The sequence below is a fragment of the uncultured Psychroserpens sp. genome, assembly GCF_947500255.1.
Lineage (GTDB): Bacteria > Bacteroidota > Bacteroidia > Flavobacteriales > Flavobacteriaceae > Psychroserpens.
In genome coordinates this window covers 119,138-140,748 of the sequence record NZ_CANMRL010000004.1, presented here as the reverse complement: position 1 = coordinate 140,748, position 21,611 = coordinate 119,138, and the positions used below count along the sequence as shown (strand labels likewise).

At 32.5% G+C, this 21,611-nt stretch carries 21 protein-coding genes; 9 read left to right on the top strand and 12 right to left on the bottom strand.

Features of this window, described 5'->3' with window-relative positions:
- Positions 1-7 precede the first annotated feature (7 nt).
- From Q0783_RS12740 to xerA, 3 genes are all read right to left on the bottom strand, one after another.
- On the bottom strand, positions 8-760 hold the full coding sequence (locus tag Q0783_RS12740; protein WP_298895706.1) for a DUF6882 domain-containing protein: 753 nt from the start codon (positions 758-760) through the stop codon (positions 8-10).
- 164 nt (positions 761-924) lie between these two features.
- Positions 925-1,620 carry a DUF6090 family protein gene (locus Q0783_RS12735; RefSeq protein ID WP_298895704.1) on the bottom strand — a complete coding sequence of 232 codons (696 nt, stop codon included), beginning with the start codon at positions 1,618-1,620 and terminating at the stop codon, positions 925-927.
- Between the two features lie 175 nt (positions 1,621-1,795).
- Positions 1,796-2,923, bottom strand: a complete 1,128-nt coding sequence (gene xerA / locus Q0783_RS12730) for a site-specific tyrosine recombinase/integron integrase (protein WP_298761510.1) — start codon at positions 2,921-2,923, stop codon at positions 1,796-1,798.
- A gap of 207 nt (positions 2,924-3,130) precedes the next feature.
- On the opposite strand from xerA, the gene Q0783_RS18380 reads away from it, so the two are divergent.
- Positions 3,131-3,373 (top strand): hypothetical protein, encoded by a 243-nt coding sequence (locus Q0783_RS18380; RefSeq protein WP_366915442.1) that lies wholly within the window; start codon positions 3,131-3,133, stop codon positions 3,371-3,373.
- Between the two features lie 72 nt (positions 3,374-3,445).
- Here the strand turns inward: Q0783_RS18380 and Q0783_RS12720 are convergent, their stop codons facing one another.
- From Q0783_RS12720 to Q0783_RS12700, 5 genes are all read right to left on the bottom strand, one after another.
- The gene (locus tag Q0783_RS12720; RefSeq protein ID WP_298895701.1) at positions 3,446-4,885 is read right to left on the bottom strand and encodes a serine hydrolase domain-containing protein; all 1,440 of its coding nucleotides are present in this window, start codon (positions 4,883-4,885) and stop codon (positions 3,446-3,448) included.
- Between the two features lie 146 nt (positions 4,886-5,031).
- Complete coding sequence (locus Q0783_RS12715; protein WP_298895700.1) at positions 5,032-6,042, bottom strand: DUF4097 family beta strand repeat-containing protein; 1,011 nt, start codon at positions 6,040-6,042, stop codon at positions 5,032-5,034.
- Positions 6,043-6,055: 13 nt separating this feature from the next.
- The gene (locus Q0783_RS12710; RefSeq protein ID WP_298895698.1) at positions 6,056-6,682 is read right to left on the bottom strand and encodes a hypothetical protein; all 627 of its coding nucleotides are present in this window, start codon (positions 6,680-6,682) and stop codon (positions 6,056-6,058) included.
- Positions 6,679-7,215 carry an RNA polymerase sigma factor gene (locus Q0783_RS12705; protein ID WP_298761520.1) on the bottom strand — a complete coding sequence of 179 codons (537 nt, stop codon included), beginning with the start codon at positions 7,213-7,215 and terminating at the stop codon, positions 6,679-6,681. The genes Q0783_RS12710 and Q0783_RS12705 overlap by 4 nt, the downstream gene beginning before the upstream one ends.
- Before the next feature lie 266 nt (positions 7,216-7,481).
- Positions 7,482-8,177: a hypothetical protein gene (locus Q0783_RS12700; RefSeq protein WP_298895695.1), complete on the bottom strand. Its 696-nt coding sequence runs from the start codon at positions 8,175-8,177 to the stop codon at positions 7,482-7,484.
- A gap of 367 nt (positions 8,178-8,544) precedes the next feature.
- Here Q0783_RS12700 and Q0783_RS12695 point away from each other — a divergent pair, with 367 nt between their 5' ends.
- Complete coding sequence (locus tag Q0783_RS12695; protein ID WP_298895693.1) at positions 8,545-9,003, top strand: RNA methyltransferase; 459 nt, start codon at positions 8,545-8,547, stop codon at positions 9,001-9,003.
- A 9-nt stretch (positions 9,004-9,012) separates the two neighbouring features.
- Here the strand turns inward: Q0783_RS12695 and Q0783_RS12690 are convergent, their stop codons facing one another.
- Together Q0783_RS12690 and Q0783_RS12685 are read right to left on the bottom strand one after the other, a co-directional pair.
- Complete coding sequence (locus tag Q0783_RS12690; protein ID WP_298895691.1) at positions 9,013-9,717, bottom strand: type II CAAX endopeptidase family protein; 705 nt, start codon at positions 9,715-9,717, stop codon at positions 9,013-9,015.
- Positions 9,704-10,318, bottom strand: a complete 615-nt coding sequence (locus tag Q0783_RS12685) for an AraC family transcriptional regulator (protein ID WP_298895689.1) — start codon at positions 10,316-10,318, stop codon at positions 9,704-9,706. Before Q0783_RS12685 ends, Q0783_RS12690 begins: the two co-directional genes overlap by 14 nt.
- A 142-nt stretch (positions 10,319-10,460) precedes the next feature.
- On the opposite strand from Q0783_RS12685, the gene era reads away from it, so the two are divergent.
- Positions 10,461-11,345, top strand: coding sequence for a GTPase Era (gene era, locus Q0783_RS12680; RefSeq protein WP_298895687.1), 885 nt, complete (start codon positions 10,461-10,463; stop codon positions 11,343-11,345).
- An 84-nt stretch (positions 11,346-11,429) separates the two neighbouring features.
- The gene (locus Q0783_RS12675) at positions 11,430-12,959 is read left to right on the top strand and encodes a choice-of-anchor I family protein (protein WP_298895685.1); all 1,530 of its coding nucleotides are present in this window, start codon (positions 11,430-11,432) and stop codon (positions 12,957-12,959) included.
- Between the two features lie 42 nt (positions 12,960-13,001).
- On the opposite strand, the gene Q0783_RS12670 is transcribed toward Q0783_RS12675, so the two are convergent.
- Positions 13,002-13,538, bottom strand: a complete 537-nt coding sequence (locus Q0783_RS12670) for a GTP-binding protein (protein WP_298895683.1) — start codon at positions 13,536-13,538, stop codon at positions 13,002-13,004.
- Positions 13,539-13,688: 150 nt separating this feature from the next.
- Here Q0783_RS12670 and der point away from each other — a divergent pair, with 150 nt between their 5' ends.
- The 5 genes from der to Q0783_RS12645 all read left to right on the top strand — a co-directional run bounded on the left by der (position 13,689) and on the right by Q0783_RS12645 (position 21,114).
- Positions 13,689-14,999, top strand: a complete 1,311-nt coding sequence (gene der / locus Q0783_RS12665) for a ribosome biogenesis GTPase Der (protein ID WP_230936525.1) — start codon at positions 13,689-13,691, stop codon at positions 14,997-14,999.
- Between the two features lie 8 nt (positions 15,000-15,007).
- Positions 15,008-17,446, top strand: coding sequence for a T9SS type B sorting domain-containing protein (locus Q0783_RS12660; protein ID WP_298895681.1), 2,439 nt, complete (start codon positions 15,008-15,010; stop codon positions 17,444-17,446).
- Positions 17,447-17,583: 137 nt separating this feature from the next.
- Positions 17,584-18,048 (top strand): hypothetical protein, encoded by a 465-nt coding sequence (locus tag Q0783_RS12655; protein ID WP_298895679.1) that lies wholly within the window; start codon positions 17,584-17,586, stop codon positions 18,046-18,048.
- Positions 18,045-18,245: a helix-turn-helix transcriptional regulator gene (locus Q0783_RS12650; protein WP_298895677.1), complete on the top strand. Its 201-nt coding sequence runs from the start codon at positions 18,045-18,047 to the stop codon at positions 18,243-18,245. The genes Q0783_RS12655 and Q0783_RS12650 overlap by 4 nt, the downstream gene beginning before the upstream one ends.
- A gap of 88 nt (positions 18,246-18,333) precedes the next feature.
- Positions 18,334-21,114 carry an outer membrane beta-barrel protein gene (locus Q0783_RS12645; protein WP_298895675.1) on the top strand — a complete coding sequence of 927 codons (2,781 nt, stop codon included), beginning with the start codon at positions 18,334-18,336 and terminating at the stop codon, positions 21,112-21,114.
- Here the strand turns inward: Q0783_RS12645 and Q0783_RS12640 are convergent.
- Positions 21,111-21,608: a YgcG family protein gene (locus Q0783_RS12640; RefSeq protein WP_298895673.1), complete on the bottom strand. Its 498-nt coding sequence runs from the start codon at positions 21,606-21,608 to the stop codon at positions 21,111-21,113. The two genes, Q0783_RS12645 and Q0783_RS12640, sit on opposite strands and share 4 nt — an antisense overlap.
- Between the last annotated feature and the right edge of the window lie 3 nt (positions 21,609-21,611).

The following is a 21,611-nucleotide window of genomic DNA, read 5'->3' as shown; positions in this document are numbered from 1 at the left end:
GCTTTATTCATACGTTTATTTCCTTAATTTCAAAATAGCATCTTTCGCATACTAATTTTATTTTTGCGAACTCCATAGATTCTTCATTCCAACCATCAGTTTTTATTCGCTCTTTTTCGCATTCGGAACACCAAGCTTGGAAATCATCTTCTTCGCCCAATTCCATTCCTCGATAAGTCTCAAAAGCTTCTTCAAATCCAGTTTTTTGTTTAGTATTCAAATGCTGGCAAATAAATGCTTTCCTTATTTTTCCGTGAACACTACACTCAATTAATTCACTCTCAATTTTTTCAGCTTCTTCTTTTGTTATTTGTTCGGTCAGTAGAAAATACTTTTCTAAATGTTCAGAAATCACTCGATAAGTTCCAATTCCGCCAATTATATCGAAAACAATTGCTGTTAATTCCCAACCTGTATATTTATCTCCGCAAAAGTGCGATTTGGTTAGATTTTCATAATTCTTTTTTTCTCCAAATTCTTTAATTTTTAAAGTCCGAAATTTTCTTGGTTCAACAGAGTCTTCATTCGCCCAAGCCCACATCCAGCTATTAGTATTCAGCGAAAATGTTCCAACTGGAATATATTTGAAATAAATTTCTTTGTCATTATTATATAATCTTAATGTTTCGCTGGATTGATTATAAAACCAATTATCGTAATTATCCGTGTCAAATTTTGTCCGAAATTCAGGTTGACTTTCTTGAAGTTTATCAACCGCTTTTTGAGCATATTTTTCGTATTTCAATGGTCTAAATATCAATTCAGTTCGGTTTTTTTTGCATTAAGCACAACGTGTTCGTGTATGATTTGTGCGACCTAGAATCCGCAGGATTTAAGGTTGTAGCAAATCAGTTGTTTAAAGATATAAATTTTAATTGGAGTAGAAGGTTAGCATTGATTATACACGTTGTTGTGCTTTCGTTATTAGTTGTTAGAATCCAAAAGATTCAAAACCAATTCGGTTTGTTGCAAAACATTCTCTGTTAATTCTATATACCTTGAAATGGTGTAACGCTCTTGTATCAAATGATTCACTATATCTTTTGGCAGATCATTTACTTTTGCATTTTTCCACAAGAGTTGGTATGTAGCATTATTATCTAAAGGATTTCCAATGGTTGGATATTTACTTCCAAGGTTTAGCATAAAGTCTAAGAGGAGACCTTTATTGCCATTTTGTACAGTTTTTTCAGTTGTTTGAAGTCGATTTAATTCCATAAGTTCTTTTCTTAGGTCTTTATCGAACAAATCTATTTTTCCACTAGATATGAGTAAATTAAAACTATTGGTATTGTAAACATTGGTGACTCTAATTCCAACAAATTCATTATTATAGAGTTTATAATAACTTTCTAGATTATTAAAATGCCCATTTTCAATACTATCACCAATTGAGTTAATCCTTTCAATTCTGAGATTATTTCTTAAAAGACGAGCATTAATTTGAATCGTATCTTTTGTGTAATCGTTAATCAAGGCTGTTTTATATTCGTTTTTTAGAGTTTCTTTTTTTCTGTTTTCATTCCAATTATTAATCTGTAATGCAATGAGAATTCCTATAACAACAAGAACAATTTCACCAATTGCATATTTAAAATACTTTCCAGTTTTATTTTCCATTAGTAAGTTTTGTCTGATTTTTCTATAGAATTTAATCATTGGTTAGTTGTTTCCCGAAAGTTAGTATAATTATTTAATTCCGATTGAGTGAGGAATAATGAAGCACAACAAATGGATAAACGTATTGTTTTTATACCCACTATATTTGTATCACTAAATGTACATATTATTCGAGCTAATCTAATGGATTTTTAATAGAAATAAAATTGTTTGATGCAACATGAGTGTAAATTTCTGTTGTTTTCGTAGAACTGTGCCCCAATAATAATTGTATGTGTCTCAAGTCAGTGCCGTTTTCTAAAAGGTGTGTAGCAAAACTATGTCTAAGAGTATGAGCAGTAACGTGCTTTTTAATTCGTGTTTTTATAACTGCATTTGCGATAATTTTTGCAATACTAGTTGCACTATATTTTTCGTTTTTTTGGCCCTCAAATAAATAGTTTTTTGGTCTAAATTCTTTGTAGTATGCCCTAAGATCCTTTAAGGTAGATTGTGCTAAAAGCGTTAATCTATCTTTCTTCCCCTTAGCATCATTTATCTTAATAAGCATTCGTTTACTATCAATGTCAGTAGGTTTAAGATTTATAAGTTCACTTCGTCTTAATCCTGCAGAATATAAGAGAGAAACTATGCATCTATGTTTTATATTGTTTGTAGCATTAATAAGTGCTTTTGCTTCAGAAGGTGATAATACAGTTGGCAATTTTTTCTCTTTTCTAGGACGCTCAATCTTATAGAACCTATTTGGCATACCTAACACTATTTCGTAGTAAAATTTTATACTATTGATACTCTGATTAATGTATGAATTAGACCAATTGTTTTGAATTAAAGTTCTTATATATGCACGAACATCTGTTTCGTTTAAGCTTTCAATATTTTTATCATGATAATAATTTATAAATCGTTCAAAACAGGATACATATGTTCTAACCGTATTATTGGCATAGCGTTTTATTTCGAGTTTATTTAAGAACGATTCTGGGCAAGTTTTATAGTTATTAGATTTTTTTCTCTTTCTGAACCATTGCAAATCAAATTTTTCATCAAGATTTTTAGAATTGGATTTATCAAAAAAGTAGTTAGTATTTACCCATGCGACACCTTTGAATAATGAAAAAATAGAGTCTAGATTGTACTTGCTATTTGGTAAATAAAACATACCATGATTATTGCTCCACTCTAAATTCTTTAAGTTTTTAATTAAACTATTCAACACTTCATCAGAATTAAATTGTAAACCAATACACTTTTTATTATCTATTAATAAATGCTTTAGAGTAATATGTTTATTAGGTTTCATATTGTAATTTATGTTAATGGTTTTATATAAAAGGATATTATGCGTATATTATTCGAATAATATACGTATAGTATGAATGATAGGTTTTGTTTACATTGTTCAAAAATCATAGTAGGTAGGTCAGATAAAAAATATTGTGATGTACACTGCAAAAGCCTTTATCAGTACCAAAAATCGAAAACTGAAGCTCCAAGGTTTTACAATAAGGTGGATAATCAACTTAAACTGAATCGTAAAATATTAAAGCAATATAATAGAGCAGGGAAAGCTACAGTAAGAGCTTCTGTTTTACACAAAGAAGGGTTCAACTCTAGTTTCTTTACTCATTTTTGGAAAAACAGTAAAAAAGATGTTTATCTATTTGTATACGAATATGGTTTTTTAAAAAAAGAAGAAGGAAGTGTAGCTAAATATGTATTAGTAAAATGGCAGGACTATATGGAAAATTAATTATGAACCTAGTATACAACATTTCTATTCTAAAGTTCATACATGCCTAAATTTGGTTTAGTACAAATCTCATCACTCAATTTTTTTACCATTATAACCAGCAACTTTCAAATTTGTTACGAATTCGTTTTCAAAAACAAATTCAAAATACAATCCAGTTTCGGCACTAAAAAACAAGGAATCCGATTCTGGCAAGAGAAAGATAGGGTTCTTTACAATGCCTTCTGAAAATTCTAAACCATTATCCTTCATAACTACTTTAGTGATAGCATCCTCAGAAAATTGATAAGCTCCAACATATCGTGATCGCTGTTCTTTGGATTGCTCATTATAAGTTCTTAATCTATTGTAAATTCCTGGTAAGTTGTATTCTTTTGCAATACTTAAAAATAGTTCCTGGATAATAGCATTCCCATTATCCGAATTTACCATAATGGCTACCGAAATAGAATGGTCTTTCCAAATTCTAAGGTCAGATACAAATCCTTCATCAGAGCCACCATGACCAAATAAATGTTCTACAACGTAAGGTCCCATACCTTGGTTATTACCATAATCTGTAACCATTTCATTAACTGTTGTTGCTTTTAAAAGACCATCTTTTTGGTTCTGAAAGGTGTTTTGGATATCCTTTGCCCAAAGTAAAAGCTGAGAAGGTGTTGTCCATAGTCCAGCTGCAGCCATTTCCGGATAAGTGTGCCACTTTCCAGGTACTTGAGAGCCATCTGGTTTATAACCAGCAGCGGCAATAGTATGGTATTTCTTCGGAAGAGGATTTTTATAGGTACTTGACGTCATACCAAGCGGATTAAGAACATTATCTTGCATTATGTCTGAAAAAGGTTTTTCCTCCAGATCTGATAACATTAGTTGCATAACGGTATAACCACCACCAGAATAGCCTACTTTTTCTCCAGGCTCTCTAAAAACACGCACAGCACTTGTATTACCTTTTCCCTCTAGCACATCCAAAACACTCGGAATAGTGTCATTAACCGAATAGCCAGGAAATCCATGAACAGTTAGTCCAGCCGAATGATTTAACAATCGCCTTAAAGTGACTTTCTCTTTAGTTGTAAATTCATTTTCGGGTACTTTCCAACTTTTTGAGTAGTCGTTGACATTACGATCTAAACTTAGCTTACCTTTTTCTACAAGTTGAAGTGCTCTGGTGGCTGCAATTGGCTTGCTAACAGAGCCTGCTTGAAATAGTGTTTGTGTGGTTACTTTTCGGTTTTCACTTGTATCGGCCATTCCATAACCCTTTGCCCATTCAATCTCACCGTTGTCCATGATAGCTATGCTAAGACCAGGAATATTTAGCTCTTTCATTCGTTTTTCTATATTGTAAAATTTAATAGAAATACTATCGTCATATTGGATTTGTAAATTAGATTGAAGACCATTTTCTATTCTAGAAATTCGAGCTTCTAAAGAACTATTTTTACTTTTATTCTGACCCTCACATTGAGCAATAAAGCACAGGGTCATGATAATACATAACAAACGCATAATTGAATTTTTTAATGATTTTACAGAATTTTAAATGCTACGCCATAGTATAACTGAATTGCCTGTCTCGTAGTTATCAGGAACTTAATTTATGAGCATCTATGAGTATCAAAGGGTCTAACTCGATGGACTAAACTATTTAAAACTTACTTTAGTTTTCGTAAGTAAACACTTCCTGACCCAGCATCAAGTTTCATTTTTGTTTTTCCAGAGTTTAATTGAAGCTTCATTTTCTTTATACCTTCTTCTATCGATTCATCTAATACGGTAAAATTTATATTACTTAGTACGCGTTCTCCATTAACATCAACATTCAAACTAGCGTTATCTGGTAAACTCATGTCTATATAACCATCATTACTAACCAAAGAATACAGTTTTGTTGGTGTTATTTTATCAAAAACTACGGTTATATTACCACCAATAGTATTGGCAATAACAGGGCCGCTAACATTAGTTAAGCTAATGGAATTATACGATGTAGAAATCTCCACTTCACCTTTAAAATTGTTTAATTCCCATGGTGTGGAATTTGTTCTTATAAAAAAAGTATTAGAATTTTTCTTAGAACAATCTTCCACATTCCATGATAGTTTAATGGAATTAGGAATTAAAATTTCATATTTATTATTTAAGGCTGCAAAATTAGCTAAGCTCGAAAAATTATTCTTATCAGATTTTTTATTATTGTCACGAGAAGATTGGTTAATGTATCCTGTTAACCTGTTTTGACCTGATTGATTATACTGATAATCTTTAATAATTAATTCTCCAGGTTTTTCTATAATATCAAGATATAAATTGTCTTCTGGTTTTGCAGATTTATTTCCTAAAGGCTTTAAGCCTTTTTCTAATTCTGAATCCTTGTATTTTGAGGATAGCAGATAGTAACTCTTCGCCAATGACCCCTCTGTTGACTCTTCTAATGAGTCTAATAAGCTGTCATCCTTGTCACCAAAATCATAATAATAGGAAAAACGGGATTCATTTAGACTCTTTATGATCACTTCATCACCATCATAACCTTTTATGGTCATGTGTGAATTTGAACATATTTTAAGTGTTCCTTTATTAAATTTAATACGTTTTTCTTTCTCTTGCGAATTACCAACACTAACTATTAAAAGCAGTGCAATTGTGGTTATAATATGTTTCATTTTTGTTCGTTTTTTATTGATTTAACATTGCCAATAAGGCTGAAGCATTTCCTTTTACTAATGGTAACGATTCTTCATCCTCAATGATTTTTTTAAGTGGTGCTTTTGCACGCTGTTCTCTAAGTCTAGCAACAGATTTTATGAGTTTTAACTGAATTAAAGGTTCTTTTTCATTTCCTAAGGCTTCGATAAGTTCATTACGTACGAGTGCATTATTTGGAAATTTTAAAAGAGCATCAATCACTGCTGATTTAGAATTTGCATCAGAATCATCATGCAAGATTTTAAAGTAAGCTTTTAGTATTTTTTCATCTTCTTTTTCGTTTGCGTAGGTATCTTCGATCTCATAAATAGCTTCTAGGCGTGAGCTATTAGTTTCACTTTCATCTAAAGCAGAAACTAGATTGTCTCTTATATCTATACGCTCTTGCCAATTCTGATACCAAAACCCAATAGTGATTAGTAGTGCTACACTTGCTGCAACAGATAAATATGTTATGATTGGTAAACGCCTTACTTTACTACTATCCTGATGAAGTTCTTTTTTAAGCCTTCTTTCAAAGTCGATGCTAGCAGCTTCAGGCATTTTTTTATCATCAAACACATCTTGATGTTTCTTAACAAATTTCTCTAAACTCATAATGCTATGCTGTTTTGTAATTGTTGTTTTAAAAGACGTTTTCCTCTTATATATTGGTTACGCACTGTACCCTCTTTGAGTCCTAATTGCTCTGCTATTTCTTTATGTGAATAGTCTTCAATGAGGTACAGGATCATAATAATTCGGTATTTGTCTTTTAGATTGTATATAGCTTTTTTTACTTCGTCTACTTTAAGTGTAATATCTTCATAGGTGTCATCTTCTTCTATAGATTCAGTAAATTCATACGATTCTTGTAGCCAGCCCAATTTCTTTTTTTTTCTCAAAAAGTCTAGTGAGCTATTAACTACAATACGTTTTAACCAAGGCCCAAGGTTAAGATCGTTTTCTAACTTAGAAATATTCTGAAACGCTTTTATAAAAGTATCATGAACAGTGTCCTGAGCATCGTGCTCATTTTTAACAATCCTGTAGCTCACATTATATAGCATATCCTTGTACATCTGATACACTTGCATCTGCGCTTTTAGATTATTTTGCTTGCATGCTTTTATTAATTCTGGACGTTCCAAAAATTACTTTTTCTTTGATTGGTTTATATAATAACGGAGTATTTAAAAAAATGTCACAAAAAGTTGTTACAATTTTAAAAGTTATCCAGTATTTGGTGAAAAATACGAATACTAATGATAGAGTTAAGTTGCCTGATTTTAGTTGCGATTTTGATATGTTGAAGTACTCATTATTCCAAGTAGGAATCGATACATCACTAAAGTACAAAGTTTCGCTTAAACAATTAAAATGAGCTATGGATTATACACGTTGTTGTATGCCGTTTTTATTTATAATAATAATACCAATTACTTTCATAATTATTATCAAAGTTCTCTTTACTGTCTAAATCAAAGTAGAAATAATCATTTTTGAAATATTCAAATTCATCATACTGTTTGAGTAATTCATAATATTGATTTTTCCAGTCTTTTTGAGTTTCAGAATCTTGATATTTTTTTAATTGTTCGTCAGTGTACAAAAAGTAGGTCACTCCAGAAAAAGCTCTAGAAATTGTCCAGAGCTCTTTGTTTTTTATTTCCGCTTGTAATTTTTTAATTTCTTTTTCCGTAATCTTTTCATTAGCCTCAATTTTGGCTATGGATTCAAAGTCGGTGAAATAAACATATAGATTGTTTGACTTGTAAGTCAGCTTGAGTATTATTTTAATCCAATTCGGTTTGTTTTTTAGCTCATAATCCGAAGTTATTTCTGCAAACTTTTCGGCAATTTCGTTTTGTTTTCTTTTGTCAAAGTTATAAGTCTTGTTATCCATAAACTTCCCTTTGTCCTTTGCATACTCTAAACAAACTTGTAGTCGAGGATGAGATTTGTCATTATCTATATAATCGAAAATTAGGTTTAATGTTTTGACATCATATTTTTTGTCAATCCATTTAGCAAGAGGCTCGAATTCCTCTTTTATATTTGAAATATTTTGCTTTATTTTTTTGGTTGACTTATAGTCTTTGTCGGAAGGCATTATCATAATTTAGGTAGAGATCTTTTCAAATGGCATACAACTCGTTATATGAAGATAAATATACGCGTTTTTAGTGCCTATACTCCTTTAATCAGGAAGTTTTGTTCTTGATAACAAATGTCTTATACTAATAAATCGTATGGACCGAGTAATGTTATGTTTTAAAAAATAAACCAAGAGAACACTTATCATTCTTTGTAAAAGATCCAAATGGATATATGTTAGAGTTTTAAGAATAGCGATGAAGTATGTCTTTCAAACGAATAGTTAAAATGAGAGTCGATTGTGAAATATAGTATATCATTGAATCCAGTTCCCATGCAAAGAAAACCTCTTGATTTTTCATGAGGTTTTTTATTTTTGTGCCATGATTAACAACTTCGAAAATGAATTCTTCGGAATCGGTATTCAAAATGGAAAAACACCTGAGAATCTTGGAGTGCTTTGGCGTTCTGCTCAAAATCTAGGTGCTAGTTTTATTTTTACCATCGGAAATCGTTATGCTAAGCAATCTAGTGATACGCATAATGCCGTAAAATCTATGCCATATTTCCATTATGAGAATTTTGATGAATTCTATAAAAACTTACCAAAAGGTGCTCGTATTGTTGGTGTAGAACTTACTAATGATGCCGAAGATCTAGAGGCCTTTAATCATCCAAGACGCTGCGTATATTTGTTAGGTGCAGAAGATCATGGGCTATCGCATAAGGCCATTGAGAAAAGCCATTTTTTGGTGAAATTTAAATCACAATTAAGTCTTAATGTATCTGTGGCTGGAAGTATTGTGATGTATGATAGGCAATTGGCTAAACCACGTTCCTAATATCTGCAATTAATTGTCGGTTGTATTTATAACCTGGTACGATTTATAAGCAAAAACCATCGAATATAAATCGACGATAATGTGAAGTAAAATAGGTAACCATAGTGAGTTGGTTAAAAAGTAAGCACCAGAAAAAATAAATGCAAGAATAAATGCTCCAAATGTATTCTTCTTCCCAGTAGTAGTTAAGTGACCTAGAGCAAAAGGAAGATTGGCAAATATCATCGCAGGAATTAATGACATGTACTGGTGCAAATACCAAAATAGAAATCCTCTGTATATAATTTCTTCACAAATGCCAGCAATAAATGACACAATAATAGTGATGTTAAGTTCAGGTTTTGTATTTGGCATCAAAAAAGAGATCTCCTTATTGGTCTTATAGAATTTCTTTGCTGTAGTTTCATTTAGTTTTACAGACTTAAGAACAAATAAAATCAAAAATGATAGTCCAAATAATCCAATAAGCCATAAAGGTGTATTGATGAAATTTAATCCAATACCATCTAAACTTTTATTGTTTAATAGAAATGGAAGAAGAGATATAGTTGCCAAGACGATAAGAATGATACCAGTCTGACGAAAGACAAGAATTTTAGCATTCGGATCTTCAATAAGTAGTTGTCTTGCTTTCTTTCCGTTCAAAATGGCATATAATGGAAATATAACTCCAACTATCGCCGCAGCAACATGATATAAATTAGTGCTTTCCATGCAGATCTAAGTTTAAGAGGGTTTTCCAAATTTTTTGATTTTCAGTAATAACAAACTTGTTTTTTATGGTTTTTTCATTTGGTGTACTATTTTCAATTTTCGGCATGATAGACATAACTTTAGCCTTGGCAATATCTTCGTCTGAATAGCCTTTGTCTTTGATGTAGTGCTTTAAATTAAGAATAATACGCTCTATGTTTTCTTTAATATCTTCAATACTGTCAACTTCAAATATTTTAATGATAAAACCATCAGGTCCAACCTGCATTTCAGATTTAATTTTTTGAGCAATCGCTTTTAAATCGTCTGGCGCCAAAGCGTAATATTTTTTAAACGCTCTTGTAAATGTTTCATAATCTTGATAACCAAAAGTTTCGGTTAGTTCATGAATCTTGTAAGACCCTGAAATGAGCATAGTATATGCTTTTTTCATTTTGATCTCTTCAGTAAATTTAAAAGGGGTTCTACCAGTTTCTTTTTTAAAAACACGATGAAAATTACTAGTAGACATACATGATACGTTTGCCAAATCACTTAGTGTAAGTTGTAATGATAAGTTACTTTCTATATAGTCTAAAGCTTTTTGTATGCGCCTGTCCATAAATCAAATGTAAAAAAATGTAGTTTTAGACTGTATGACAAATCTTGCATTAATTTACAGGCCATTCTAAAGGTTAATTGCGATCTTATAATAAATTAAGTATTAAAGGTCGTAACTTTGTAGCCTATTTAATAAGAATACAATGAGTCATAAAGCAGGTTTTGTAAATATAATAGGTAATCCAAATGTTGGAAAATCTACCTTGATGAATGCTTTTATTGGAGAAAAGTTATCAATTATTACCTCTAAAGCACAAACGACAAGACATCGTATTTTAGGAATTGTAAATGGCGATAATTTCCAAGTTATCTTAAGTGATACACCTGGTATTATTAAACCCGCTTACGAATTACAAGAATCTATGATGGATTTTGTAAAATCGGCTTTCGAAGATGCCGATGTGCTCATTTACATGGTTGAAATTGGAGAAAAAGAGCTCAAAGACGAAGCATTCTTTAAAAAGATTACTAATTCTAAAATTCCAGTATTACTATTATTAAATAAAATTGATAAATCAGATCAAGACCAATTAGAAACTCAGGTGCAACTGTGGTCTGAAAAGGTGCCTAATGCAGAGATCTTTCCAATTTCAGCATTAGAAGGTTTTAATGTTACCGAAGTATTTAATAGAATTATTGAGCTATTACCAGAGTCTCCTGCCTTTTATCCTAAAGACCAATTAACAGATAAACCAGAACGTTTCTTTGTAAATGAAACCATAAGAGAGAAAATTTTAATGCATTATAAAAAGGAAATTCCTTATGCTGTTGAAATTGATACTGAAGAGTTTTTTGAAGAAGAGAAAATCATTAGAATGCGTTCTGTAATTATGGTTGAACGTGATACTCAAAAAGGAATTATCATTGGTCACAAAGGAAGTGCTTTAAAGCGTGTTGGTATAGAGGCTAGAAAAGATTTAGAGCAATTTTTTGGAAAGCAAGTGCATCTCGAATTATATGTAAAAGTGAATAAAAATTGGAGAAGTGATCAACGCCAACTGAAACGTTTTGGTTACAATCAGAAGTAAATCGTAAAGGTTTAGTCTATTTAAATTAACCTTTATTTAAAACCCGTGTTTCAACTTTACGGTTTAACAAACAAACCAAAAAAGATGACACATTCTAGTAAAATTATTGCCTTATTTTTAGTTGCCTTAATATTCGGTTGCGCAGACGATGACGATTCTGCTTCAACGCCGTTGCCAACTACAATTAACTTTCAGTTTAAATCATCCATAAATGTTGGAGGCGAAGGCGCTTCTGAGATTTCAGCCTTTGATCCATCAACTAACAAGTTGTTTACTGTCAATGTTGAAAATGACGAGATTTCTGTGCATAACATTTCAAACATAAATACGCCTAGCTTAGAAACTCCAATTTCAATAAGTGCTTTTGGGAAGCCAAATAGCGTGTCGGTTTATAATGGTCAATTAGCTGTTGCAGTTGAAGCATCAGTAAAACAAAACCCTGGACAAATTTTAGTTTTCAATACAACAGATGGAACACTACAAAACCAATATACGGTTGGAGCACTACCAGATATGGTCACCTTTTCTAAAGACGGAAACCTATTATTGTCTGCAAATGAGGGAGAACCAAATGATGATTATACAGTTGATCCTATGGGAAGCGTAAGTATTATTGACCTGAGCAATAATACAGTTGTTACTTTAGATTTTACGGCATTCAATAGCCAAGAGACCGTATTAGAAAATCAAGGATTTCGAGTATTTGGTCCTAATGCAGATTTAGCAACAGATGTTGAACCAGAATACATAGCTATAGCTGATGACTCACAAACAGCATGGGTATCACTTCAAGAAAACAATGGAATTGCAAAAATTAATTTACTAACAAAAACTATTGAAGCGATATACCCTTTAGGATTTAAAGATTATAATGATCCAAATAATTCAATAGATGCCTCAGATAAAGACCTAACAACTGAGCTTAGAAATTGGCCAGTTTTTGGAATGTACCAACCAGATGCTATTACGTATGCCAATATAAATGGAACGGGCTATGTTATTTCAGCAAATGAAGGAGATGCAAGGGATTATGACGGATTTAGTGAAGAGGAGCGTGTAGAGGATTTAGTTTTAGATGATACCACTTTTCCAAGTTCTGAAGATTTCCAAAATGAAATAAATTTAGGGCGTTTAAAGATTACAACAACATTAGGAGATACAGATAACGATGGTGATACAGATGTCATTTATAATTATGGTGCACGTTCGTTTAGTATTTGGTCAACAGATGGGAACTTGGTTTATGACAGCGGTAATGATATTTCTGAAATTGTATTAAGTGAAACACCAGATCGTTTTAACTGGGACTGGGAAGATAATGAAACAGATAAGCGTAGTGATGATAAAGGAGCCGAACCTGAAGCAGTTGAAGTGTTAACAATCAATGAAAAAACGATTCTATTTGTTGGTTTAGAACGTAATAGTCAAGTGATGGTATTCGATATTAGCAACCCAACATCTCCGCAATATATACAGCTATTACAACGTGCTACCGATTATGCTCCAGAGGGTGTTCTTGCTATTTCAGCAAGCGATAGTCCGACAGGAAAATCTTTGGTAGTTATTTCCAATGAAGATAGCGGAACGATTTCTATCTATGAAAATGAAGAGTAAATGATATAGATAATCCCAATAACAAAAGCCTTAGTAGTAATACTAGGGCTTTTTTATGTGCTCTGTATCAGAATGAATACCAGCATGCCTTAAAGTATCTCTCATAAAATGATGCAATTGGTGCATTTCATTCGTGCCTGTTTTTTTGCCTAGACGTCCGCCAAAATACAATGCAAACCAAATGATGACCATAAATAGCGTAACAAATAACTGAATGGCAAAGTCATTACCTAAAGTCCAATTCACGTAAGCCCAGATGCCAAAACCAATAAACAAACCAGCAATAATAAAGTGTAAAAACATGAACATAGTCCAAACGGTTGGATTAGGTCCAAAAAGTCCATAAATCGTGCTGCCTTTGGTAGTGTCATTTTCATTGATTTCTAAATGTAATTGTGGCGACCAAAAGTGCTGCTTTGCTTTAGGGATTTTAATAAATACATGGTCGTCAATACGAGTTACAATAAAATCAGATTGAGCAGTCTTAGTCTCCTCAAATAATTCTAAAAGCATCTCATTATTTTGGGCCACATTAAACTTAAAACGCGGTCTTAAAATAATTTCGTTGGCTGTTGACATTTTAATTTTGAAATAGTAACTCAAAGTACTATTTTTTAATCAAACAACGAAAAGATGTATTCTTTAACCTAAAAAACACATTGCAACTTAGATATTTAGTATCTTTGCAGCCGCTTACAGGATATGTAATGCAGATAAAATATAAAAGTTATGGGTAATATTGTTGCTATTGTAGGAAGACCAAATGTAGGGAAGTCTACTTTTTTTAATCGCTTGATACAGCGTCGAGAAGCTATTGTTGATGCCGTTAGTGGTGTGACTAGAGATCGACACTACGGAAAAAGTGATTGGAATGGAAAAGAGTTTTCTCTCATTGATACTGGTGGATATGTGAAAGGAAGCGACGATGTTTTTGAAGCCGAAATAGATAAGCAAGTAGAGTTGGCTATTGACGAAGCAGATGCTATAATTTTTATGGTGGATGTCGAAACAGGTGTAACAGGAATGGATGAAGATGTCGCTAGATTACTTCGAAAAGTTGATAAACCTGTTTTCTTAGCTGTTAATAAAGTTGATAATAACAAACGCGCCGAAGATGCCGTAGAATTCTATTCACTCGGCTTAGGAGAATACTATACCATTGCTAGTATAAATGGTAGTGGGACAGGTGATTTGTTAGATGCTTTAGTAGAAGCACTCCCAGAAAAAGATGATGAAGAGGAAGAAGAAGATCAACTACCAAGATTTGCTGTTGTTGGAAGACCTAACGCTGGTAAGTCATCATTCATTAATGCGCTAATTGGTGAAGATCGCTACATTGTAACTGATATCGCAGGAACAACTAGAGACTCTATTGATACCAAGTACAACAGATTTGGATTTGAATTCAATTTAGTAGATACAGCCGGAATTAGACGTAAATCTAAAGTGAAAGAAGATTTAGAGTTTTATTCTGTAATGCGAAGTGTAAGAGCTATTGAGCATTGTGATGTATGTTTGTTAGTTCTAGATGCAACACGAGGTTTTGATGGTCAGGTTCAAAATATATTTTGGTTAGCAGAGCGTAACCGAAAAGGTATTGTGATTCTCGTTAATAAATGGGATCTAATCGAAAAGAACACACAATCTACAAGAGATTTTGAACGTGTGATTAGAAAAGAAATCGAACCATTTACTGATGTACCTATCGTTTTTATTTCTGTATTGAACAAGCAACGTATTTTTAAAGCTATAGAAACTGCTGTTGAAGTATATCAAAACAGATCAAAAAAGATTAAAACAAGCAAACTCAACGAAGTGTTGCTTCCTATTATAGAAAATTATCCGCCTCCAGCTTATAAAGGTAAATTTGTTAAGATTAAGTATATCATGCAATTACCTACGCCACAGCCACAATTTGCTTTTTTCTGTAACTTGCCTCAATATGTGCGCGATCCATACAAGCGATTTTTAGAGAATAATTTACGTGAACATTTCAATTTTAATGGTGTTCCTATAAGTGTATACATGCGGAAAAAATAAATAAAAAAATGAAATTAAAGGTGTTTTTTGTGTTAGCATTTGTGTTTGGATTTTCCAAATATAATCATGCGCAAAATGTACCTCCTGCGATTACAGTTGAAGGAAATCAGGAGTTCTGCGGAAGCGCTCCAATGAATATTGTTACAAGTGTAAGTATTACAGATCCTGATGCTGGTGATGATACGTTAGATAATGTGTTTATTCAAATTTCTGAAGGCTATACCATAAATCAAGACCTTTTAGTTTTAAACGGGACCTACCCAAATATTGTCTCAAGTTGGTCTGCTCAAGAAGGGAAACTCACTTTAGAAGGTCCTGCGAATTTTACCGAATTTATCGATGCTATAAGTAATGTGACGTTTCAAACAACACAGACTAATTTTACGCAAGACAAATCGTTTTCTATAAACTTAGGAGGCGCTAATTATTTACCGTCAACTGGACATTATTATTTGTACGTGTCTAGCGACGGAATTACATGGACTGCCTCTCGTAATGCTGCCGAAAATTTAGAGTATTTTGGACTGCAAGGATATTTAGCAACCTTGACATCAGAAGAAGAATCGATATTTGCTGGAGAACAAAGCCTAGGAACAGGATGGATTGGAGCAAGTGATGTAGGTGCCGAAAATACATGGCGTTGGGAAACAGGTCCAGAAGCTGGTACTGTGTTTTGGATGGGTACTGCAAATGGAGAACCTGTAAATGGTGAATACTCGTTTTGGAATGATGGCGAACCTAATAACTTCGGAAATGAAGATTATGCACATATAACCGATCCTAGTATTGGAAATATTGGCTCATGGAATGATTTACCCAATGCAGGCGACCCATCTGGCCCAGGAAACCCTTATTATCCAAGAGGCTTTTTTGTAGAATTTGGAGGGATGCCTGGTGATCCTGAAGTGAATTTATCAGCTAGCTCGGTAATTATTACTCCAAAGATGACTTTTGATGATGCTATAGTTATATGTAATGAAGGTGAAGCAAGTGTAACCGTAAATTCTAATACAGATACGGTTCTATGGTATGAAACACCGTCCTCAACAACAGTATTAAATGACGGGTTTACCTACAATGAGTTTATAACGACCACTACTACATATTGGGTGTTGCCTTTGTTTAATGGTTGTACTGGAGGGCCACGAACACCTATTACAATCACAGTACCAGATTCAACAGAGGCAAATAACATCACAATTACACAGTGTGATGATGCAACTCAAGATGGTATCACATCGTTTAATATTAATAATTCTTTTGAGTTGATTACTGGTGGAGTAATAGATAACAGAGCTATAAATTATTTTGAAGATGCCAATCTAAATAATGAAATCAATGGTAGCGACTATACGAATATGTCTAATCCGCAAGTCATCTATGCACTAGTAACCAATACACTGGATGGTTGTACTAACATCGCAGAGATTACTCTAGAGATTGTGTTATCGTCTAATGGTAATTCTGCACTTATCGAAACTTGTGATGATCTAGTCGAAGATGGGTTTGTGTTTTTCGATTTATCGGAGGCAGACGTGCAAGTCTTATCTGGAGCGCCTATAAATGCTTCGGTTAGTTATTATGCTACTTATGATGATGCTTCTTTAGAAGTGAATAGCTTGCCTAATTCTTATTTCAATACTATTGCAAATGAACAGGTCATTTATGCAAGAATTAATAGTGGTGATGCTTGTTATAGTATTAATGAAGTTGTTTTGAGAGTAAAACCGCTTCCCAATATTAATACATTTGAAGAGTTTTATTATTGTTTAAATAACTTTCCAGAAACCATAACATTGAGTGGAGGTATTATAGAAGGTATTCCAAATAACTATTATTATAATTGGTCTACTGGTGAAACTACTATGACTATTGAAGTCAATGAAATTGGGATATATACAGTGTTAGTTACCGAACCAGACGGTTGTGTAAATGAAAGAATAATCAATGTGATAGCTTCAAATGTGGCAACTGTAGACAATGTTATAGTTGAAGACGTGTCTTCAAATAATTCGATTACAGTTTTGGTGTCAGGAGAAGGTGATTATGAATATTCTATTACAAGTGCTGATGGTCCTTATCAAACTTTAAACACATTTGAAAACATTGTCCCAGGAATCTATACAGTTTATGTAAGAGATACGAAAAATGATTGTGGTGTTTCTACCGAAGATGTTTCAGTCGTTGGTTTTACTAAATTTTTCACACCAAACAACGATGGCTATAACGACACATGGCAACTTAAGGGTATTTCTGAACAATTTCAACCTAACAGTAAAGTATTTATTTTTGATCGTTTCGGAAAGCTGCTCTACACATTAAATTCACCATTAGATGCATGGGATGGTACATTCAAAGGGAAACCATTACCAGCAAGTGATTACTGGTTTTCTGCTACTTTAGAAGACGGAAGATCGTTTAAAAACCACTTCACTTTAAAACGATAATTTTAAAATTTATCAAAGTATTGATTTTTAGTGTTTTACACATAAAAAAGCAATTATAGTTAACAAAAAGTAAAGTAAAGTTTACATTTTGTAAATTTTTGTTTACCTTTGAAATCTAATCTTAAAATTAAATTATTATGAAATCTAATTATTTAATATCAAATAAGTGGAAAATTCCAGGATGGATTTTGTTATGTGTAGGTCTAATTGTTGGTGTATTTTTAATTGCTTCAGAATTTGAATCCGACATATTAAAAATTAAAGTGCTATCCATATATAATGATGATGCTATGTTTTCGGATAACAGCGGATTTTTTAAAGTACTTGAAAATAGTATACTTGATGAAATTATTGCCATTGCTATCATTATTGGAGGTTTACTAGTTGGATTTTCAAAAGAAAAAGTAGAAGATGAATTTATCTATAAACTCAGAAAAGATTCTTTGGTTTGGGCTATAATTTTTAATTATATCGTCCTTATGTTTTCTATTGTGTTTATTTATGGGTTTACATTTTTTGATGTATTAGTTTATAACATGTTTACACCATTACTGTTTTTTATCATTAGATTTAATTTCTTAAAAGTAAGATCGTCACAATGAAGAATAATATAAAGATAGAGCGTGCGAGATACAATATGACTCAGGGTGATTTGGCTGAAAGAATTGGTGTGAGTCGACAATCAATTAACGCCATCGAAAAAGGTAAATATGTTCCATCTGCTTTACTCGCCATTAAAATTGCTAAACTGTTTAAGCTACCTGTCGAGGAATTATTTTTCTTAGAAGAAGGAGAATGAACAATACTTTATAATAAAATTAAGAAAATTCATACGAAAACTAATTTATATTCGTTCTCGAAAAAGCTATTAATCATCAATCAACCTCATGAAGAAATTATTTTTTTTCATATTACTTTTAAGCGTATCTCTTTCGTTTTCACAATCTAAATCTTTTAAAGTTTCTGGAACCATTGTTGGCGAAGACAATAAACAACCATTAGAATCTGCGACTATTTATTTAGAACGTGTCAAAGATAGCAGTTTAGTAACCTACACTATTTCTGATAAGGATGGGAAATTTGAGCTCGTTAACGAAACCTATGACGATAAACTCAATTTGTTTATTGATTATGTTGGTTATCAAACGTATGTGAAAAAAATTCTTATTGATAAAGAGCGTATTGATTTACAAACGATCGAATTAAAAATTAGTAATACGTTAGATGAGGTTGTAATAAAATCTAGAGCACCTATAACTGTAAAGAAAGATACCCTTGAGTTTAATGTAGCTTCTTTTAAAACTAAAAAAGATGCCAATGTAGAAGATCTACTAAAGCAATTACCTGGGGTTGAGGTGGACGAAGAAGGCAAGATTAAGGTTAATGGGAAAGATGTGAATAAAATTTTAGTGAATGGAAAGCCTTTCTTTGGAGATGATCCAACCATTACAACACGTAATTTAACCAAGGACATTATTGAAAAGGTTCAAATAACAGACACGAAATCTAAATCTGAGGCGTTTTCGGGAGAAGAAGGTGATAAAGAAAATAAAACGATAAACCTTACTATAAAAGAAGAGAACAATAAAGGGGTTTTTGGTCGAGTCGCCGCAGGAGCTGGAACAGATGAACGCTATGAATTGGCTGGTATGGTCAATCTTTTTGATAATGATAGACGCATTAGTGTGTTAGCTGGTGGTAACAATACCAACTCTCCAGGGTTTAGCTTTGGTGAAATTCAAAAAATGTTTGGTAACTCAGGAGGCTTTTCGGTGAGAAGTAATGGGTCGTTTAATATTAGTGGACGCTCATTTGGAGGCGGACAAGGGATTACCACGTCGCAAAATGCTGGTGCAAATTATGCAGATCAACTCACTGAGAATATTGAAGTGACAGCCGATTATTTTTACTCTGGAAGCGATTCTGAAAATGAAACATTGACCCAACGCGAGAATATCTTACCAGATTCTAGATTCTTTTCAGATTCTAGATCACGATCTGTAAATGATGGGCAGAATCACAGTGCTAATTTAGGGTTTGACATTGAAGTCGATTCAACATTTTTAATTAACATTAATCCATCATTTCGATGGTCAACATCTAATACATCTTTTTCTCAGGATGAAGAAACGCGAGATGAAAATGATGACTTAACCAATCAATCAACAACAGGTTCTTTTGTGCAAAGTAATGCGCAAAATTTCGCAACCGATCTTGATCTCACAAAACGCTTCGGAAACAATGGTGCTTTTCTAAAATTTGAGTTCTATAATAGTATTAATAAAAATGATTCTGATGATTTTTTGACTTCAGAAACTAACTTTTTCAATACTGCAGATGATGATATTATAAGAGATCAGTTTACAGATTCTGAAACCGAAAACAAAACATTAAGGTTGTCATCTACATATAGATTACCACTAAAGGCTAAGGAACTATTTTTAGATTTCCAATATAGTTTTAGAGATGAAAAACGAACCAATTTAAGAAGCACATTTGACCGAGATGACGTGACTAATTTATATGAAGATTTCAATTTTGATTTAAGTACAGATTTTCAATACTTCAATCAAGAGAATACGCCATCAATTAAATTAACACTCAGAAAAGAGAAATGGTCAACAAGTATCACATCAAGTTATGTGTTTAGAACCCTAGAGAACAAAGATTTCTTAAGGCCAGAATTAAGTCTTAAGCGAAATTTTCAAGCGATACAATTGCGCTCAAATTTTAATTACAGGTTTAGTCCAAAATCATCTATGTTTAGTGGCTATTCTTTAAACAATTCACCTCCAAATTTATCACAATTACAACCATTTCAAGATGTATCAAATCCTTTAAATACGATCACAGGTAACCCAAATTTAGAGCCAACTAATAGACACCGTTTGTATATGGGATATAATTCGTTTGATTTTCAGAAAAAAACAGGCGTTTATAGTTATGCGAGTATTAATTTCACAAACAATCAAGTCGTATCTAGAACCATTGTAGATCCTGAAACTCTAAAGAGAACTACGACCTATGCAAACGTTAATGGAAATTATAATGCCTTTGGAAACATCAATTATAGTAAGAGTTTTAAGGCAGATTCATTAAGAACAATCAAGTATGATATTGGAGTGTCTGCCAGTTACAACCGAAATATCAACTTCAATAATGAAGTTCAATATAAGAGTAGTGTGACATCATTAACACCAAGTATTGGTTTGCGTTTTAATTGGAAAAAAATAATGGAGTTTAGACCAAGATACCGAATGTCATTTACGAAAAACACTTATGATATTGAAGCTTTTGAAGATGTTGATTTTTTAAGACATGATCTAGATTTAAATTTTACCACCTACGTACCAAAGAATTTTGAGTGGACTAACACCATCGATTTTGCTTATAATCCAAATGTTGCGCCAGGCTTTCAGAAAAGTGCTTGGTTTTGGAATTCTACATTAGCCTATTCTTTTATGAAAGATAATGCTGTAATGACCTTGAAGATCTATGATTTACTCAATCAAAATACAAATGCCAGACGTCGTGCGACGCAAAACTATATAGAGGATAGACAAAGTACTGTACTACAACAATACTTTATGTTGAGTTTTAGTTGGAAATTTAATAGTCTTGGTTCAAAAGGTGAAGTCGATAAAAACAGCTTTATCTTTTTTGATTAATACCATGTTTTCATGATACGATCCAAACCTTCATAAATCCCTAAGTAGTAATCACCGTCTTTAAAGTATGGAATCATAGTGTTGTCGATAATGTCTTGACAAATAGAATCGGAAAGTATTTTAGCTGTGCCATGACCAGTTGATAGCCATATGTGTTTTTGGTTTTTTCGCAAAACGATAACCAATCCATTGTCTTTGTCTTTTTTGCCAACGCCCCAATAATCTCCAATAGCAGAGCTATAAGTGTGTATATCTTCAAAAGGTAAAATTGAATCTACGGTTAAAACAGCTATCTCATTAGTGGTTCTGTCCTCATAATCAATGATTTTTTTTGAAAGCTTATCTATTTGTAGGTCGCTAAAAACGTGAGATAGATCAAGAACTACCTTGTGGGTTTCGTTTTTAGGAAGTAAGCTGTAATCTACAGCGACACCAGTTTTTGTGTTACATGAAAAGCAAAAAATTATGACTATTATGAATGCTAATTTTCTCATGCT

Bases quoted from the DNA above. Each gene is read 5' to 3' on its own strand.
- Q0783_RS12735 (WP_298895704.1), bottom strand. From the start codon at position 1,620: ATGGAAAATAAAACTGGAAAGTATTTTAAATATGCAATTGGTGAAATT.
- xerA (WP_298761510.1), bottom strand. From the start codon at position 2,923: ATGAAACCTAATAAACATATTACTCTAAAGCATTTATTAATAGATAAT.
- Q0783_RS12720 (WP_298895701.1), bottom strand. From the start codon at position 4,885: ATGCGTTTGTTATGTATTATCATGACCCTGTGCTTTATTGCTCAATGT.
- Q0783_RS12715 (WP_298895700.1), bottom strand. From the start codon at position 6,042: ATGAAACATATTATAACCACAATTGCACTGCTTTTAATAGTTAGTGTT.
- Q0783_RS12710 (WP_298895698.1), bottom strand. From the start codon at position 6,682: ATGAGTTTAGAGAAATTTGTTAAGAAACATCAAGATGTGTTTGATGAT.
- Q0783_RS12700 (WP_298895695.1), bottom strand. From the start codon at position 8,177: ATGCCTTCCGACAAAGACTATAAGTCAACCAAAAAAATAAAGCAAAAT.
- Q0783_RS12695 (WP_298895693.1), top strand. From the start codon at position 8,545: ATGATTAACAACTTCGAAAATGAATTCTTCGGAATCGGTATTCAAAAT.
- Q0783_RS12690 (WP_298895691.1), bottom strand. From the start codon at position 9,717: ATGGAAAGCACTAATTTATATCATGTTGCTGCGGCGATAGTTGGAGTT.
- Q0783_RS12685 (WP_298895689.1), bottom strand. From the start codon at position 10,318: ATGGACAGGCGCATACAAAAAGCTTTAGACTATATAGAAAGTAACTTA.
- era (WP_298895687.1), top strand. From the start codon at position 10,461: ATGAGTCATAAAGCAGGTTTTGTAAATATAATAGGTAATCCAAATGTT.
- Q0783_RS12675 (WP_298895685.1), top strand. From the start codon at position 11,430: ATGACACATTCTAGTAAAATTATTGCCTTATTTTTAGTTGCCTTAATA.
- Q0783_RS12670 (WP_298895683.1), bottom strand. From the start codon at position 13,538: ATGTCAACAGCCAACGAAATTATTTTAAGACCGCGTTTTAAGTTTAAT.
- der (WP_230936525.1), top strand. From the start codon at position 13,689: ATGGGTAATATTGTTGCTATTGTAGGAAGACCAAATGTAGGGAAGTCT.
- Q0783_RS12660 (WP_298895681.1), top strand. From the start codon at position 15,008: ATGAAATTAAAGGTGTTTTTTGTGTTAGCATTTGTGTTTGGATTTTCC.
- Q0783_RS12655 (WP_298895679.1), top strand. From the start codon at position 17,584: ATGAAATCTAATTATTTAATATCAAATAAGTGGAAAATTCCAGGATGG.
- Q0783_RS12650 (WP_298895677.1), top strand. From the start codon at position 18,045: ATGAAGAATAATATAAAGATAGAGCGTGCGAGATACAATATGACTCAG.
- Q0783_RS12645 (WP_298895675.1), top strand. From the start codon at position 18,334: ATGAAGAAATTATTTTTTTTCATATTACTTTTAAGCGTATCTCTTTCG.
- Q0783_RS12640 (WP_298895673.1), bottom strand. From the start codon at position 21,608: ATGAGAAAATTAGCATTCATAATAGTCATAATTTTTTGCTTTTCATGT.